This is a genomic window from Psychrobacter immobilis (assembly GCF_904846235.1).
Classification (GTDB): domain Bacteria; phylum Pseudomonadota; class Gammaproteobacteria; order Pseudomonadales; family Moraxellaceae; genus Psychrobacter; species Psychrobacter immobilis_C.
This window is the reverse complement of sequence record NZ_CAJGZN010000011.1, coordinates 1-16,985: the sequence shown is the minus strand read 5'-3', so window position 1 is coordinate 16,985 and position 16,985 is coordinate 1. Positions and strand designations below refer to the sequence as shown.

The 16,985-nt window shown below is 41.9% G+C and carries 13 protein-coding genes; 7 read left to right on the top strand and 6 right to left on the bottom strand.

Translation table 11 applies throughout. From position 1 onward, the window contains the following. The first annotated feature begins 13 nt into the window (after window positions 1–13). The 3 genes from JMX07_RS08635 to JMX07_RS08625 all read left to right on the top strand — a co-directional run bounded on the left by JMX07_RS08635 (window position 14) and on the right by JMX07_RS08625 (window position 3,059). Complete coding sequence (locus JMX07_RS08635; protein ID WP_102092204.1) at window positions 14–1,258, top strand: phosphotransferase family protein; 1,245 nt, start codon at window positions 14–16, stop codon at window positions 1,256–1,258. A gap of 47 nt (window positions 1,259–1,305) precedes the next feature. Next, window positions 1,306–2,070, top strand: a complete 765-nt coding sequence (locus JMX07_RS08630) for a histidine phosphatase family protein (RefSeq protein WP_102092865.1) — start codon at window positions 1,306–1,308, stop codon at window positions 2,068–2,070. Between the two features lie 119 nt (window positions 2,071–2,189). Continuing rightward, on the top strand, window positions 2,190–3,059 hold the full coding sequence (locus JMX07_RS08625) for an SDR family oxidoreductase (protein WP_102092866.1): 870 nt from the start codon (window positions 2,190–2,192) through the stop codon (window positions 3,057–3,059). An 89-nt stretch (window positions 3,060–3,148) separates the two neighbouring features. Here JMX07_RS08625 and JMX07_RS08620 read toward each other — a convergent pair whose 3' ends face one another. The 5 genes from JMX07_RS08620 to JMX07_RS08600 all read right to left on the bottom strand — a co-directional run bounded on the left by JMX07_RS08620 (window position 3,149) and on the right by JMX07_RS08600 (window position 10,002). Next, complete coding sequence (locus tag JMX07_RS08620) at window positions 3,149–4,849, bottom strand: AMP-binding protein (protein ID WP_102092867.1); 1,701 nt, start codon at window positions 4,847–4,849, stop codon at window positions 3,149–3,151. A 639-nt stretch (window positions 4,850–5,488) separates the two neighbouring features. Continuing rightward, a complete protein-coding gene (locus tag JMX07_RS08615) occupies window positions 5,489–7,186 on the bottom strand; it encodes an AMP-binding protein (protein ID WP_102092868.1) in 1,698 nt (565 codons plus the stop codon). 460 nt (window positions 7,187–7,646) lie between these two features. Next, on the bottom strand, window positions 7,647–8,423 hold the full coding sequence (locus tag JMX07_RS08610) for an ABC transporter permease (protein WP_201607444.1): 777 nt from the start codon (window positions 8,421–8,423) through the stop codon (window positions 7,647–7,649). A 147-nt stretch (window positions 8,424–8,570) separates the two neighbouring features. After that, window positions 8,571–9,407 carry an ATP-binding cassette domain-containing protein gene (locus JMX07_RS08605; RefSeq protein WP_201607442.1) on the bottom strand — a complete coding sequence of 279 codons (837 nt, stop codon included), beginning with the start codon at window positions 9,405–9,407 and terminating at the stop codon, window positions 8,571–8,573. A 7-nt stretch (window positions 9,408–9,414) separates the two neighbouring features. Then, window positions 9,415–10,002 carry a thioesterase family protein gene (locus JMX07_RS08600; protein WP_201607441.1) on the bottom strand — a complete coding sequence of 196 codons (588 nt, stop codon included), beginning with the start codon at window positions 10,000–10,002 and terminating at the stop codon, window positions 9,415–9,417. A 205-nt stretch (window positions 10,003–10,207) separates the two neighbouring features. Here JMX07_RS08600 and xthA point away from each other — a divergent pair, with 205 nt between their 5' ends. The 3 genes from xthA to JMX07_RS08585 all read left to right on the top strand — a co-directional run bounded on the left by xthA (window position 10,208) and on the right by JMX07_RS08585 (window position 13,193). Continuing rightward, entirely contained in the window at window positions 10,208–11,032 is an 825-nt protein-coding gene (gene xthA / locus JMX07_RS08595; protein WP_201607440.1) for an exodeoxyribonuclease III, read from the top strand. Between the two features lie 190 nt (window positions 11,033–11,222). Next, window positions 11,223–12,446: a bifunctional glutamate N-acetyltransferase/amino-acid acetyltransferase ArgJ gene (argJ, locus tag JMX07_RS08590; RefSeq protein WP_201607439.1), complete on the top strand. Its 1,224-nt coding sequence runs from the start codon at window positions 11,223–11,225 to the stop codon at window positions 12,444–12,446. Window positions 12,447–12,794: 348 nt separating this feature from the next. Then, window positions 12,795–13,193: a DUF4377 domain-containing protein gene (locus JMX07_RS08585; RefSeq protein ID WP_201607438.1), complete on the top strand. Its 399-nt coding sequence runs from the start codon at window positions 12,795–12,797 to the stop codon at window positions 13,191–13,193. A 126-nt stretch (window positions 13,194–13,319) separates the two neighbouring features. On the opposite strand, the gene JMX07_RS08580 is transcribed toward JMX07_RS08585, so the two are convergent. After that, window positions 13,320–14,753 (bottom strand): L-serine ammonia-lyase, encoded by a 1,434-nt coding sequence (locus tag JMX07_RS08580; RefSeq protein ID WP_201607437.1) that lies wholly within the window; start codon window positions 14,751–14,753, stop codon window positions 13,320–13,322. 522 nt (window positions 14,754–15,275) lie between these two features. On the opposite strand from JMX07_RS08580, the gene JMX07_RS08575 reads away from it, so the two are divergent. Continuing rightward, the gene (locus JMX07_RS08575; protein ID WP_102092484.1) at window positions 15,276–16,700 is read left to right on the top strand and encodes a solute carrier family 23 protein; all 1,425 of its coding nucleotides are present in this window, start codon (window positions 15,276–15,278) and stop codon (window positions 16,698–16,700) included. The last annotated feature ends 285 nt before the right edge of the window (window positions 16,701–16,985 follow it).

The following is a 16,985-nucleotide window of genomic DNA, read 5'->3' as shown; positions in this document are numbered from 1 at the left end:
TAAGGAATGTCTCATGGCAACTGATAATAAAGTACTAGACAAAGGCGGTGCCGTACGCGAGGGTGAAGAGCTTGATGCCAAAGCAGTCAGTGAATGGCTTCGCGGTCAAGGTGTCGGCGTAGTAGGCGAGCCTACAGTCACTCAGTTCTCAGGCGGCGCATCAAACTGGACGTATCGACTACAATATGAAGGTAAAGATAAAAACCAAGATCTCATATTACGTCGTCCACCAAAAGGTACCAAAGCAAAATCTGCCCATGACATGGTGCGTGAGTACACTGTTCAAAAAGCATTAAAAGATGCTTATCCTTATGTACCTGAGATGATTGCGCTATGTACGGATGAAGCTGTTATCGGCGCTGATTTTTATGTGATGGAGCGTATGGAAGGTATTATCCCTCGTGCAGAATTACCAGAAGGTATCGATCTAAATCCTGAGCAAACGCGTCTGCTTTGCACCAATGTATTAGATGCTTTGGTAGAGCTACATCAGATAGACTATACCGAGCATCCTGATTTGGTCAATTTGGGCCGCGGTGAAGGTTACTGTGAACGCCAGATCAGTGGTTGGGACAAACGTTATGTTAAAGCAAAGACGCCAAACGTACCAAGCTTTGCACTGGTCAGACAATGGCTTGCTAAGCACACGCCTGCTGATAGCAAAACTTGTATCATTCACAATGACTGGCGCTTTGACAATGTCATACTTGATGCGGATGAGCCGACCAAAGTTATTGGCGTGCTCGACTGGGAGATGGCAACCCTTGGCGATCCATTAATGGACTTGGGTAGTGCGTTGGCTTACTGGATTGAAGAAGATGACAATATCATCATGCAGCAATTCCGTCGTCAGCCAACACATTTAGAAGGCATGATGACGCGCGATGAAGTGGTTGAATATTATCTAAAACAGTCAGGTTTAGAGATAGATAATTGGACCTTTTATGAAGTGTTCGGATTGTTCCGCCTCTCAGGCATTATTCAGCAAATCTACTATCGTTATTATCATAAGCAAACCACCAATCCAGCTTTCAAAAATGCTTGGCTCGTTATACATGTCATGCATGCTAAATGTTTGAAACTAATTGCGCAATATGAAGGCGAAGCCTTATTCAATGCGCACGTTCAGCCGCATTTAGAAGACATAGGCGTAGATGCTGCTGCTATCGAGCAGTTGCCAAGCCCTGTTCAAAAAGTGGTCAAAAGTATTTTACCAAAAGGCTATTTTGCAAAAGCACCTGACTCTCCTGAAGCGTAAGCATTCAGTAAACCGTACTTTGCAAATATGATAAAAGGTAATAATTTATGACAACCATACTTTTAGCACGTCATGGCCAAGCGTCTTTTGGACAAGAAAACTATGATCAACTCTCAGAACTAGGCACTGTTCAGGCACAAATGTTAGGTCAGCACTATGCAGCTACGCAGCGCCGTATTGATGCCATATTTACTGGTAGGTTGGTTCGACAGCAAGACTCAGCACGTCATTTTTGGGAGCGTTACCAATCATCTGTACATGTTAATAATAGCAATGGCACAGCTGTTGCGCCCGCAATCAACTTTGATCAGCCTGATAGTTATATTCTGCCGCAATTTGATGAGTTTAATCATAAAGACGTATTCGTTAAGTCAGCAGAGGCATCTGGCAATCGATCTGACATCTCAGCTGAAATCGCCAAAGCAGAATCGCCAGCGACACGACTGGCTGAGCTATTTGATCAAGCGATGCAGCGCTGGCATGCTGGTGATAATGATCAAGACTATCTTGAAAGTTGGCCACAGTTTAATAATCGTGCACAGCAAGCCCTTGAACAAGTACGTACGAAAGTAGCAAGCATGAGCTTAGATCAGGACAGCACCGTACTCGTATTCACTTCAGGCGGCGTCATCGCTGCAATCACCGCACAGTTATTGCGACAAGGCAGTCAGACGGCCTATCAGTTGAATAAAAGCTTGGTTAATACGGGTGTGACCTCTATTACTTTAAAGAATCAAAGTTCTCGCTTATTGTCTTTGAATGAATACAGTCATTTATTCTCTGATGGTAAACCATTCGTGACATGGCGATAATTTTGCGTGTAATTTTGCGAATAATATAGTGTCATATCTGCTTAAAGTATAAGCCTTATCGACGTTTATACTAAAGACCGACTTGATTCTGTGCAATATCGATATATAAAGGACGGTACATGCAAAATAAATTAATAAAATTGGTTGCTAAAAGGGCGCGCCATAGCAAAAACCAGATAGTAGGCGCGGTTCGACCTGCAAGCTATCTAAAAGACTTGAGTCAGCAGCAAGTAGGCACAGGTAAAACGGTGCTTATCACAGGTGCCAGTTCAGGTCTGGGCGAGGGTATGGCCAGACTGTTTGCTAGCCTTGGCTACAACTTGGCTATATGTGCGCGTCGCATTGATCGTTTAGAGCATTTAAAATCGGAGATGATGGACAAGTATCCTGATATCCGAGTTGAATGCCAAGCACTAGATGTGAGTGATTATGATACGGTCTTTCAAGTATTTGATGCTTTTGCAGATGATTTCGGTAGCATTGAGCGAGTAGTGGTCAATGCTGGCATTGGTGATAGTCGCCGCATTGGTAAAGGGCATTTTGAAACCAATCGTCGCACTGCCGATGTCAATTTTGTCGCCGCACTGGCACAGTGTGAAGCCGCCATGAATATCTTCCGTGCTCAGAACAATGGCCATTTGGTCGTGATATCGAGCATGTCAGCCATGCGTGGATTGCCTAGGCATCTGACAACCTATGGTGCAAGTAAAGCTGGCTTGGCTCATTTAGCAGAAGGCATTCGTGCTGATATGCTTTTGACCAATCTTCCTATCAAAGTTTCTACAATTTACCCGGGCTATATTCGCACCGAAATCAATGAAGGGTCTAAGCCATTACCATTTGAAGTCGATACAGATACTGGTACTAAAGCCATTGTCGCAGCTATCGAAGCGGGCGTAGATGAAGCCTGTGTACCGAGCCTGCCTTGGTCTATGGTCAGTCATGCGATGAAGCACTTGCCATTACAAGTAATGAATAAACTAAGTTAATAAAATTGGTTTTCCTAAGGTAGAAAAGAAGAAGCCCACTATTATTGTAGTGGGCTTCTTCTATTTGCTCTGAAATAGCAGGGCAAGTATTACAACGTTTGAGGATTATTTGACATATGCTGTTCACGAAGTTTTTGACGTAGTATTTTACCAACATTACTCTTTGGTAGTTCACTAACAAACTCAATATGACGTGGACACTTATAACCAGTCAAATTGTCCAGCGCAAATTCTTTAATGACTTCTTTAGTGACGTTATTATCGGCAGGTACGATGTAAATTTTAACCGCTTCACCTTGATTTTCATCAGGAATACCGATCACAGCACAATCGACGATGCCATCACAATCGAGCATAACTGACTCGATCTCATTCGGGAATACATTGAATCCTGAAACCAAAATCATGTCTTTCTTACGATCTAGTAGAGTAAAGTAGCCTTTCTCATCCATGCTAACGATATCGCCAGTGCGGAAGTAGCCATCGCGAGTAAAGTCATTGCTATTGTCTTTATTAAAGTATCCTGACATGACGTTTGGACCTTTGATACACATCTCGCCTGCTTGATGCATGCCAACACGCTCACCGTTTTCGTCAACCACGATAATATCGACACTCGGTACAGGTATACCAATAGTACCGTTGAACTTGCGGTCAGTGATAACGTTGGCAGTACCACCAGCCACGCCTTCAGTCATACCCCAACCTTCAACCATAGGGCAGCCAGTCACTTCTAACCAACGTGCTGCGGTTTGCTCAGTTGCCGCCATACCACCAGCTTGAGTGATACGTAACGAGCTAAAGTCCAAGTCTTTAAAGTTTGACTGGTCAAGTAACCCTTTGAATAGAGTGTTGACTGCAGGAAAGATGTGGAATGGTTGTTTTGATAACGTTTTAATAAACCCTGGCATATCGCGCGGATTAGGTACTAAGATAAAGGTATAACCTGAACGCATACCGAGCAAACTCAGCATAAAGGCAAAAATATGATACAGCGGTAAGGCCATAACCATATTGATGTATACTTCGTTGATACCTGAGGTCACAGGGCGATACCATGCCTCTGATTGCATAGCAGCAGCAACGACATTACGTTGTGTTAGGACAGCACCTTTAGATAACCCAGTCGTACCACCTGTATATTGCAAAATCGCTTTTTGTTGTAGGGTGGTTTTTGGTGCTTGAATCGGTAGGTTTTTACCCTTTTTTAATACTTCAGGGAATTTAGTGACATTGTACTTAGGGTCATTCAGGTTGTATTTTGGAACCAAGCGTTTAACCTGACGAATAACCGTATTGACCAAAATACCTTTCAGACCCATCATATCGCCCATTTTCGATAGCACGATACGTTTGATATTGGTCTCTTCAATAACTTGCTCAAGCGCTTGGGCAAAGTTGTCAACAACAAAGATAACCTGAGCGCCCGAGTCATTCAATTGGTGACGCAGTTCACGACCCGTATATAGTGGGTTTATCGGCGTACAAACATAACCTGCACGCAGAATACCAATCATAGTCGGTAGGTATTGTGGAACGTTCGGCATCATAAGAGCTACTACGCTGCCTTTAGGTAAACCTTGAGCCTGTAACCATGCTGCGACTGCCAGTGAAGCGTTATCAACATCACCATAAGTATGCGTCACACCCATACAGATAGTCATCGGATGCATACGAAAGCGGTTAAAACACTCTTCATATAACTCTATGAGGCTTTCATACTGATCCGGATTAATCGTCTTAGGTACGTTTTCCGGATATTGAGCAAGCCAAGGTTTATCTACAGTCATGATTAGCGTCCTTAAATATTAAAATAAATTAAGGCTCTATAAAAAAGTAGTCACATCCATGTCAACAATTTATATTACTGTTCCGTTAGCAAGAAATTGTCGAGTGCTATCCTATATGTTCACATACTGCTAAAATACGGGGCCCTTATAAAGTTTGATTTAATCACAGAGCATAAATATCTCATCAGATTAAAAAACAGTTAATGTTTTGGTAATGAAAATAGCTACTAGTAATGCTGCTAATCAATCGATATTAGTCATAACTATATAAGATCAAAATAACAGAAAGTATAGTGACACATTTTGGCAATACATTAACATAACTACAACCGTGTCTGTTATTCTTATACAAGAACTTGATAGTTTACAGTTAAATTTGATAAATGAAATAATATATGTTGAATAATCAGAAAATACCTAGACAAATAATTTACTTTCTTATCAAGTAATTAACATGAAATTTATTCAAAAAATGTCATATAATTGGATATAAAAGTAGATTTGTAGTAATTATAATAGAGAAATTTTATAGTTGAATGACAGAAAATAAATATACAAAAGGGCATCTTACAATTACTGTAAGATGCCTTTAGTAAAAATAAATTCATGTTTTTAGAATTTTTTAAAAATTGTCTCTATTTATACTTGCGGGTAGTCTGCATTGTGTTTTTCACGCAATTTTTGACGCAGTACTTTACCGACATTACTTTTTGGTAGGTCGCTCACAAACTCGATGTGGCGTGGACACTTATAACCCGTTAGGTTATCTAACGCAAAGTCTGTAATCACTTCTTTGGTAACGTTATTGTCTTCAGGTACTACGTATATTTTGACCGCTTCACCTTGATGACTATCAGGAATACCAATTACCGCACAGTCAAGAATGCCGTCACAGTCAAGCATCACAGATTCAATTTCGTTCGGGAATACGTTAAATCCTGAAACCAAAATCATGTCTTTTTTGCGATCTAGCAGTTTAATATAACCTTTGTCATCCATACTGACGATATCACCAGTGCGGAAATAACCATCACTAGTAAAATCAGCACTACTGTCTCTATTTAGATATCCAGAGGTTACGTTAGGGCCCTTAATACAAAGCTCGCCCCCTTCGTTTAAACCTACATGCTTGCCATCTTCATCAATAATAATGACATCTACGCCAGGTGCTGGCACACCGATAGTACCGTTAAACTCACGATTGGTAATAACGTTGGCGGTGCCGACTGCAACGCCTTCTGTCATACCCCAACCCTCGATCATCGCGCAGCCAGTTACTTCTAACCAGCGATTCGCAGTTTGCTCGGTAGCCGCCATACCACCAGCTTGTGAGATACGTAAAGAGCTAAAGTCCAAATCTTTAAAGTTAGGATTATCGAGCAGCCCCTTAAAGAGGGTGTTGACTGCAGGGAAAATATGGAACGGTTGTTTTGATAAGGTTTTAACAAATCCAGGAATATCACGTGGATTAGGTACTAGTATAAAAGTATAGCCTGAGCGCATACCAAGTAGGCTAAGCATGAATGCGAATATATGATACAACGGCAGTGCCATCACCATATTGATATACACTTCGTTAATTTCTGATGTGATAGGGCGAGTCCATGCTTCTGATTGCATCGCTGCTGCTACGATATTACGCTGTGACAAAATAGCGCCTTTCGAAAGGCCTGTGGTACCGCCTGTATATTGTAAAAATGCTTTTTGATCCAAAGACATTTTTGGTTGCTGAAAAGGTAAGTTTTTACCTTTTTTCAATACTTCAGGAAACTTAGTGACATGGTACTTAGGATCGTTAAGGTTGTATTTGGGTACTAAGCGTTTGACCTGACGAATAATTGTATTGACCAAAATACCTTTCAAACCCATCATATCGCCCATCTTCGATAGGATGACACGTTTGATAGCCGTTTCTTCAATAACTTGCTCAAGCGCTTGGGCAAAGTTATCAACCACAAAGATTGCCTGGGCACCTGAGTCGTTAAGCTGATGGCGTAATTCTCGGCCAGTATATAGTGGGTTAACAGGGGTACAAACGTAGCCTGCACGTAGTATTCCAATCATGGTGGGCAGATACTGTGGAACGTTTGGCATCATGAGAGCGACGACACTACCTTTTGGCAAGCCTTGATTCTGTAGCCAAGCAGCGACTGCCATTGAAGCATTATCAATATCACCATAAGTATGAGTCACTCCCATACAAATGCTCATCGGATGTCCACGGAAGCGATCGAAGCATTCTTCGTACAGCTCCATGATGCTGCTATATCTATCGGGGTTAATGGTTTTTGGCACACCGGCTGGATATTGAGAAAGCCAAGGTTTGTTCGATATCATAGTTAGCATCCTTGCGATTTGGTATAGGCTAAAGTATTTTGAAAAGGTATTTGTCAATCTATCAATAGTACAAACCACCACTTATTTAGGTGGTATATACCATCTTCAATAGCATCCCTGTCTATTGATTAATAGCTAGTCTTTTGCTGCTATAACAGCATTCTATTTAATGAGTATTTAGATAAAGCATTAAATAGAACAAATAAACAAAAAGTTCAGTAATAAAAATAATGCTCGTTCTAAAACTATTTATCTGCTGCTTACAAATAAAGTATCAAAAAAACGATACATTTGAGCAATACATTAGCATGAATTTAGTCTAAAACAATAACAGTAAGCGATACTGATCAGTACATATATTAACTTATAAGAATATAGTAACTTTGTTGGCTGACAAAAGAAGGATTAGATAATTAATGTTGGTAAGCTGACAAAAAACACAGGAATGTAAATGCCAAAATTATTGCGGTAAAATAAATTGATCTTTTTTATTAAAGAAACGTCGATAAATGAGTAATGCACTGATAGTGCAGCCAAGCGTGCTGCTGACACATATCAGGAACATAGTAACTATTTGATAGCGTACGGCTTGAGTAGGATCGGCGCCTGCTAGGATTTGACCCGTCATCATGCCTGGTAAACTAACAATACCGACGACTAGCATAGAGTTTAAAGTTGGAGTCATGCCATTAGTGATAGCTGCTTTTATCTGCTCATGGACGGCTTCGAATGGCTTAGCAGATAGACTGAGCATCATCTCGATACGCCCTGATTGCTCATGAAAGGATTCGATCAATTGATTGCTCGTCAACGAAATAGCAGTCAGAGAGTTCCCTAATATCAGGCCTAATATAGGAATAATGAATTGCGGTGTATACCAAGGCTGCACATTCAAAATTGCTATAATCGCAATCGCCGTTACTAGTATTGCTGAGATACCGACTGCCAATAGCGTATCTGTTAATAACCCCTTATAGCTACGTTTAACGCGATTTTTGGCGGCACTTCCTGCAATTAGAGTCATGACCGTTAAGATAAGTAGTACTTCATACCATTGTTCACGTGCAAAAATCCACGCCAGTATCAGCCCAATAAAGCTAAGCTGTATAATCGTACGAAGTGCCGCTATCAAAAGGGTCTTGCTTAGTCTTAACCGTAAGCGCCAAGAGATGAGTAACACGATAATAATTAAACTACTGGCAAGAGCAATATCACTATAAGTGAGAAAAATTTGCATATCATTCGTACCACTCGTATGAGCTTATTTAGGAAGTAATTATGGTAATAATATATGGTGAGGGTTGAAGTTATTAACGTGCTAAATTGTCCGAGCAGCTATATGAAGACTTACTCATTTGATTAAATATTGCCAATCAAGAGGATGTCAAGAGTCTGCGGTGAGTACACCTGCTTGCATATGCCAATGTCTATTTGCCAAAGGCATGATATCTTTTGTGTCGTGAGTTACCCATAGGAGTGTGCGCTGCGCATCTACGTGTAACCAGTTGATGATTAAGTTGACTAGCTGTGCTGAAGTGCCCATGTCCAAAGCAGCAGTTGGCTCATCTAGCAATAGAACTTGTGGATTGAACTGTAATAGACGCAATGTATTGACCAGTTGGCGCTCGCCACCAGATAAATGCTTGGCGTCCTGTTGCAAAAAATCTGCACTTCTATCTAAGTGTTGAAGCTGAGCAACATGCCAGTCTATGTTAAAAGTCTGCGACTGGTGAGCGTGCAATTGATAAGGCATTTGTAAGTTTTCAAGGACACTGCCGTCTAACAGCTGTGGATGTTGAGCGAGTAGGGCAACTTGCTTGCGCCATAGTACAGGTGCAGTCTTATGAATATCGTGATAAACATTACTCGACGTGTCATTGCTCAAACGAACAGTACCGCTGTTCATGGGCAGTAATCCTGCTAATACTCGTAGCAGTACCGATTTACCGCTACCAGACGCTCCTGTCAAAACAGTGACTTGCCCTGACAATAGCGTACCGCTCGCACCGCTTATTAGCGTTCGATCATGAATTGATGGCTCTTTATCCAGTGAAGTGTTTGCGGCTGGCTTGCTTGTCCATTTTTGATAAATGCTAGACGGCATAGAGATTTTATTCGAGGCTTCTTTGCTATCTTTAATGCTATGAGTACTTATCGTCCGTTGGCTATGTACCCATAGGTTATCAAATTCAAGCAACACGCTACCCGTATCTATGCTCATAGCAGTTCTACTGCTGACCATTTACTTGCTCAGCGATAGCTTGTTCGATCGTAACGCGCAGTTTTTTTGGCACACGAATAGGACGCATTGGTGGGGTTGTCGCTGCAGTATCTTGTTTATCGCTGCCTATTTCATCATTACTCATTGGCTCTGGTTTGACAAGGTTTTGTACGCAGGCAATGACGATTTTGGTACTGCTTAGTAGCTGGCTATCATTTGTTTCAGTAGTACTATGATTCGGTAGATTGCGGTATATGCTTTGGTAAAATATGATGCTGGCAGGTTTTAGCTCTACTTTATCAATACGTACACTAATTACCTCATCTAATAGAATGGCTCTTTTGTATTGCAAGTCGGCCTGACTCACGACAAAATGCTGCACTTCACCACTGTCAGTCTGCAAAAAATACCCATTTAAGCCCAGCTCAGTAAACCAGTCGCGTCGGCAGTTTTCAAAAAACACCAAATGATTGGCGTGATAGACTATACCGCCAGCATCAGTATGGTTAATATAGACGTTATAATCTTTAGCAAATAATGGTTTGGTGTCCTCATTCATGGCTGATGTCGTATTTTTTTGCTTAATTGTTGTCATAGTGATGCTCGATATTTTTAATAAGTATTGTTGAATAAAAGTGTTTCAGATAGACCAATAATAGATAGTGCTTATAATAGAGTTACTCTAGCTCAAGATATCAGGCCATGCAACCGCTAGAACCGCTTACATTTGTTATCATAGTCGTTTATATTTCACCCATTTATAGAGCGCTATATTCTAACCAATCAGTATAGGACAGTTTATGACCCGTTTTGTCAGTTTTAACGTCAATGGTATCCGTGCACGTCAGCATCAGCTCGAGGCGGTGCGCAAGGTAATCGATCCTGATGTCATGGGCCTACAAGAAACCAAGGTGCATGATGATCAATTTCCGCTTAGCGATATTGAAGGTCTGGGCTACCATGTCGAGTATTTTGGGCAAAAAGGGCATTACGGCGTTGCACTCTTATCCAAAGCTGCACCTGTATTTGTACAAAAAGGCTTTCCTGGCGAAGATGAAGAAGCCCAAAAGCGCTTTATCCATGCACGTTATGAGTTTGAAGGTCGTGAAGTGGATATACTCAATGGTTACTTTCCGCAAGGAGAGAGCCAAGATCACCCGACCAAATTTCCAATGAAGCGCGCTTATTATGCCAATTTGATGGCTTATATTGATACGCTAAAAGCGGAAGGTCGTTCGATTATCGTCATGGGTGATATGAATATTGCACCAGAAGATATCGATATTGGTATTGGTGAAGTTAATGCTAAGCGTTGGTTGAAAAACAGAAAAACCTCATTTCTGCCAGAAGAGCGCGAATGGTATTCAGCACTGATGTCACGTGAGCTGACAGACACTTACCGCCTGCATTATCCAGAGAGCACCGAGTTATACAGTTGGTTTGATTATCGCAGTCGCGGCTTCAATGATGAACCTAAGCGCGGGTTACGCATTGATCATATCCTATGTACCTCAGATCTAATCGATAAATGTATCGATGCTGGTATCAGTTATGAGCTACGTGCTATGGAAAAACCGTCTGACCATGCACCGATTTGGTCGGCATTTGACTTAAAGAAACCGTAATACTTATATACCGTGATACCTATATATAGTCAATCTAATGTCAATTAGATACGATGATTAGCTTGTTCAGTCTGCTTATTGTAGTGCTGTAGCTAGTTATCCTTATATTTAAATTGTCTTAAACTGACTATATATTTATCACTTCGTATTCCGTAAATAACGATAAAAATTGAAAAATAAGGATCTTATTATGGCTGTTGGAAATGTATCAGTACCTGACGTTATCTATCCTATCGATGGTATCAAACTCAGTGCCACAGCGGCAGGCGTCCGTTATAAAGACCGCGATGATCTAGTAGTCATCGAAATATCTGACAAAGCTACTACTGCGGTTGTCACCACTAAAAACACCTTTTGCGCTGCGCCAGTGCGAGTATTGCGTGAGCACTTTGCTAAGGTTAGTCCGCGCTATTTAGTCACTAATACTGGTAACGCAAATGCAGGTACGGGCGCTGATGGAAAGCGCCGAGCCATTGATATCTGTACAGCATTGGCTGAAAAGGCTGGTGTAGATAGCAATACGATATTGCCATTCTCTACTGGTGTGATTGGTGAACCGTTAAATAGTGATGCGGTCATCGCAGGTCTGGATAATGCATTGGCTAATCTAGCGCCTGATAGCTGGCTAGTTGCTGCTAATGGCATTCGCACGACAGATACTATTCCTAAATTATCCAGCCAAAAAATTGATGTAGCAGGTACTAGCTATCATGTCACTGGTATGTCTAAAGGCTCAGGAATGATACGCCCAAATATGGCGACTATGCTGGGCTATGTGGCGACAGATGCTAATATCGCTGCTGACTTATTACAAGAGATGCTAAGCGCTATCAATGAGCAGTCTTTCAACCGCATCACTGTCGATGGCGATACCTCAACCAATGATTGTTGTGTGTTGATTGCAACAGGTGCTGCTAGCTCAGAGGTGATTGATAGCACAGAGCATCCGGATTACCAGCCTGTATTCGATGCATTGGTTGATGTGTTTGTCCGTCTGGCACAACTGATTGTGCGTGATGGCGAAGGCGCTACTAAATTCATGACGGTCAAAGTGACTGGTGGTCAAACCACGCAAGAGTGCTGCGATGTGGCTTATGCAGTCGCACATTCACCCTTGGTAAAAACGGCATTCTTTGCTAGTGATGCTAACTGGGGACGCATATTAGCAGCAGTGGGCTATGCTGGTATCGAAGATCTAGACACAGAGCAAGTCAATGTATATCTAGATGAGGTAATGATTTGCCAGAATGGTGGTGTTGCACCTGACTATATAGAAGAGGCGGGTAAAACAGTCATGAGTCGACCTGAGATTACCATCCATATCGACCTTGCACGTGGTGATGCTAGCGATACCGTATATACCTGCGACTTGTCATACGATTACGTCAAAATAAACGCTGATTATCGTAGCTAGTCATTCTTAACAAAACAGAATTTGCATAGTTGTATAAGAGCCAGAACAAATATTGTTCTGGCTTTTTGATGTCAATCATCTTCTCAGTAGCAAATAACTCCGCTATTCAATACGCTTCATTAACATCAGTTGCAAAAGCTGACGTTACTTTACAAAGCAGTCATAGAGGGTAAGACGACTAGCGACCTATACTGGTTTCAGTAAGAAGCAAACAGCCTTATTAGCTTGTATCAAAGCAAGATAAAATATTCGAAATAACAACTTTATCTAAGTAACAATAAGTTAGTAGCTAAATCAATAAATAAGCCAGCACTAAAGAATCAATAACAATTATCTGAGGATTGAATAATGAAGAAATTAGCACTTGCAGCATTGATGACAACTTTTGCCCTTTCTGGTTGCTCTACGATGGGTATGGACAATGAGCGTACGATGGTTGTTGAAGGACAACCTATGAATGTAAAAGTAGTAAACATCCCAAGTTTTGAAGTAGAAATCGCACCGCGTAAAGCAGTATGCGACTTGACTGCTACTGATGGCAGCATGGTTGAATCACAGTGCTTGCAGTATCGTCAGACCTATCAGAAAAACTACACTACGCTAAACGGTAATATTCAAGGCTTTACCTATGAGCCGAACTATCGTTATGTCCTAGATGTACGCCAAGAAGCAGTAATAGCAGAAGGCTCAAACGTAGTGCAGCCAGTATGGATTCTAAACGAAGTGGTATCAAAAACTGCTGAATAATATTGATAGCACTATATAGACGATAAACCAGTTATAAAAGCAGTTATACCTGACAAAAAGGCCTCTAATTCGTTAGAGGCCTTTTTACGTGTTTATTGTTAGTAAATTATGTTCTGAGAAATCAAATTAGCATTGACTGTAGTTGACGCTAACACCGCGCGTTGCTGTAGGGATTCTATTATCAGCATAAACCGCCAGGCCGCCTCGTGCCGTCTCTTTATATTTATCAGACATATCGGCACCTGTTTGCTTCATCGTCTCTATCGCTTTGTCTAAAGAGACGAAGTGTTGACCATTGCCTCTACAGGCTAGGCGCGCCGCATTGATTGCCTTGACTGCGCCCATCGCATTACGCTCGATACAAGGCACTTGTACCAAGCCGCCAATAGGATCACAAGTAAGGCCTAGATTATGCTCAATACCAATCTCAGCTGCATTTAAGCATTTGGCTGGCGTGCCATTCATGATTTCTGCCAGTGCAGAGCCTGCCATTGCACATGCCGAACCAACCTCACCTTGGCAACCAACTTCAGCACCAGAGATTGAAGCATTTTGTTTGATAAGGCTACCGATAGCGGTGGCGTTTAGCAAAAACTTACGAACGCCATCTTGGCTGTAGTTGGGCAAAAAATCACGATAGTAGTGCAGTACGGCAGGAATGATACCTGCTGCGCCATTGGTTGGAGCCGTGACTACTTTGCCGCCATTGGCGTTTTCTTCATTGACGGCAAGCGCGTACAAATCGACCCAGTCCATAGCGGCTAACTTATCAGTTTTGGTGATAGGTTGGTCTTTTTCAGCGCACAGCTGTGTATGCAAATCTTGGGCACGACGCTTTACATCTAATCCGCCCGGCAGGATACCGCCATTTTCACAGCCTTGTTTGACGCAGTCTTGCATCACTTCCCAAATGCTATCTAGATAAGCAAAGACTTCTTCTTTAGTATGGAAGTGACATTCGTTTGCCAGTACCAATTCGCTGATGTTCAAATCATGCTCACGACATTGCTCTAGTAGCTCTGCTGCGTTATTGAACGGATAGGGAACTCTATCGATGGTCGGACTGGCATGATCTTCGTCAGGGTTAGTCGCATCTTCTTCATTAATGACAAAACCACCACCGACTGAATAATAAGTCTGCTGATAGCGAACGCCTTCAGTTGAGATAGCGCGTAGCGTCAATGCATTAGGGTGATAAGGCAGCACAGTATCGTCATACCAGTAGATGTCTTGCTCTGTATCAAAAGCAATCGTATGCGTGCCTGATACATTGAGAATTTTGTCAGAGAAGATAGGAGATAGGTAGCTACTGGTCATACGTGTGTCTATCGTGCTAGGCGTGTGTCCAAGCAGTCCTAACAAGATAGCGGTATCTGTTGCATGGCCTTTTCCAGTCGCCGCCAAAGAGCCATACAGTTCAATCTCAATGGTCTTAATTGCAGTCAGTTCCATCTGCTCAGTTAGCGAGGTCAAAAATAAGTTTGCAGCGACCATCGGTCCGACTGTATGCGAACTGGATGGGCCGATGCCGATTTTAAATAAATCAAAAACACTGATCATAATAAGTCACCAAAAATTTTAAGCGCTTTAGCCTATTTTATCTATGGCATTGGGCGCTTTTGTGAAAAATATAATAGACAGCCGTCGCTCCTAGTCACCATTGATAGGTGGGCGCGAGACACTATTTATGAAGGTTATAAGGTAAATGAGCACTGAGGGCAGTTGAATAATAACTTTTATTTATTTTGAAACTCCGTTATCATGCTCGCAGTCAACAACTATGTAACATCCTGTAAGTTGGTTATCATCGTAAAATAAGACGGATTAAAAAAGACTAAATTTTTCAGTCAAACATATCCGTATTCATACATCTAGCAAGATATGGCTATCATACCAAATAATACTTTTGGTTTGTCATATTACAACATAAATGCATGAATTGGGATGACATATTATAGATAGGAAGACTTAACGTTCTGCTATTTATACAAGCCCTTAGAAATATGTCCATTTATTAATATTCTTATTTTATCAGTTATTCTAGCCTATTACTTTAGCTTAGCTCACATAGGACAAGCGCGCATGCCATCTCAAAAAGACCCTTCATCAGCGTCAGACAATAGCGCTCAAGATCTATCGACTCAAAATGCCTTGGAGTCTGCAGGCATTGATTCAGCCGCTATCAATTATCCGCACAATCCAGATTTTGAAAATGGCCGTTGGTTTCCGACATGGCGTCCTTATAAGGGTGACTTGGATCGTGATCCAGTCGGTATCAACGACTATTTACCTCCATCAAAAAGCGTATTGCTCGGCATACAGCATACGTTTGCCATGTTTGGTGCAACTGTGCTTGCGCCTTTATTAATGGGGTTTGATCCTAACTTAGCTATCTTGATGTCCGGTATCTGTACGGTAATGTTCTTTATGATTACCGGTGGGCGCATGCCGAGCTACTTGGGATCAAGCTTTGCTTTCATTGGTCCAGTCATCGCGGTGACCGCTTATGCAGGCGCAGGGTTCAATGACAATCTAAATGTTGCGCTAGGCGGTATTATGGCCTGCGGTATTATTTATGCATTGATTGGTCTGCTAGTGATGAAGACAGGTACAGGTTGGATTGAGCGTTTGATGCCGCCTATCGTGACAGGTGCGATTGTCATGATTATCGGTCTTAACTTGGCGCCAGTGACCATTCAAGGCGTGTCTGCCAATCAGTTTGATGCTTGGATGGCTACCTTGACCGTATTGCTCATTAGTGGTGTTGCAGTATTTACTCGCGGTATGTTGCGTCGTCTGTTGCTACTCGTCGGTCTGGTTCTGTCGTACGTTGCTTATTTCGTCATGACCAATATTTTAGGCTTTGGTACTGCGATTGATTTTAGTACGGTAGCCGCCGCTTCATGGTTTGGACTACCAAGCATTCATACGCCGCGCTTTGAGATGAGCGCTATTATCCTAATTGCACCTGTGGCCTTTATTTTGGTGGCTGAAAATCTAGGGCACTTTAAGGCAGTAGAGGGCATGACCAAGGCTCGTGTAACTCCTTATATGGGCCGAGCATTTTTGGCGGACGGTTTAGCCACGACCTTTTCAGCAGGATTTGGTGGTACAGGTGTTACTACTTACGCTGAAAACATCGGTGTCATGGCGGTTACCAAAGTGTATAGCACGACGATATTTGTCGTAGCAGGTTTGGTTGCTATCATATTGGGACTGTCACCAAAGTTTGGTGCGATCATTCAGACCATCCCAGCGGCTCTATTGGGCGGTGCTTCTATTGTTGTCTTCGGCCTTATCACGGTTGCTGGGATAAAAATCTGGATCGATAGCCATATTGATTTTAGTAAAAACAGCAATCTGATTATTGCAGCAGTAACGGTCATTATGGGTACTGGTAATTTTAGCTTGCATTTGGGTGGCTTTGATTTAGGCGGTATCGGTACTGCTACTTTAGCCGCTATTGTGTTGAATGCCTTGTTTAACCAAAGCTCTGAAGCGAAATAAGTAATACTGATGAGAGTGAAGTTTGCGCCTATCAAATAAAGATGGTCAAAGCATATCTCATCTAACAAAAAGCGCCCATGCTATCGATAGCATGGGCGCTTTTTGTATGGCAATATTGAGCAACAGTAGTAGCGAACAGCAGTATCGGAACTATTTATAACCCCAGTTCGGGATAAGCCACATTATAACTCATTGATACTATTTACAATGTTGCTACCTGTCCCTGCTGAGGCATATTTTTGATGGTGGGTTTATAGGGAAACCAGCAATAAGCAATTAAACCTG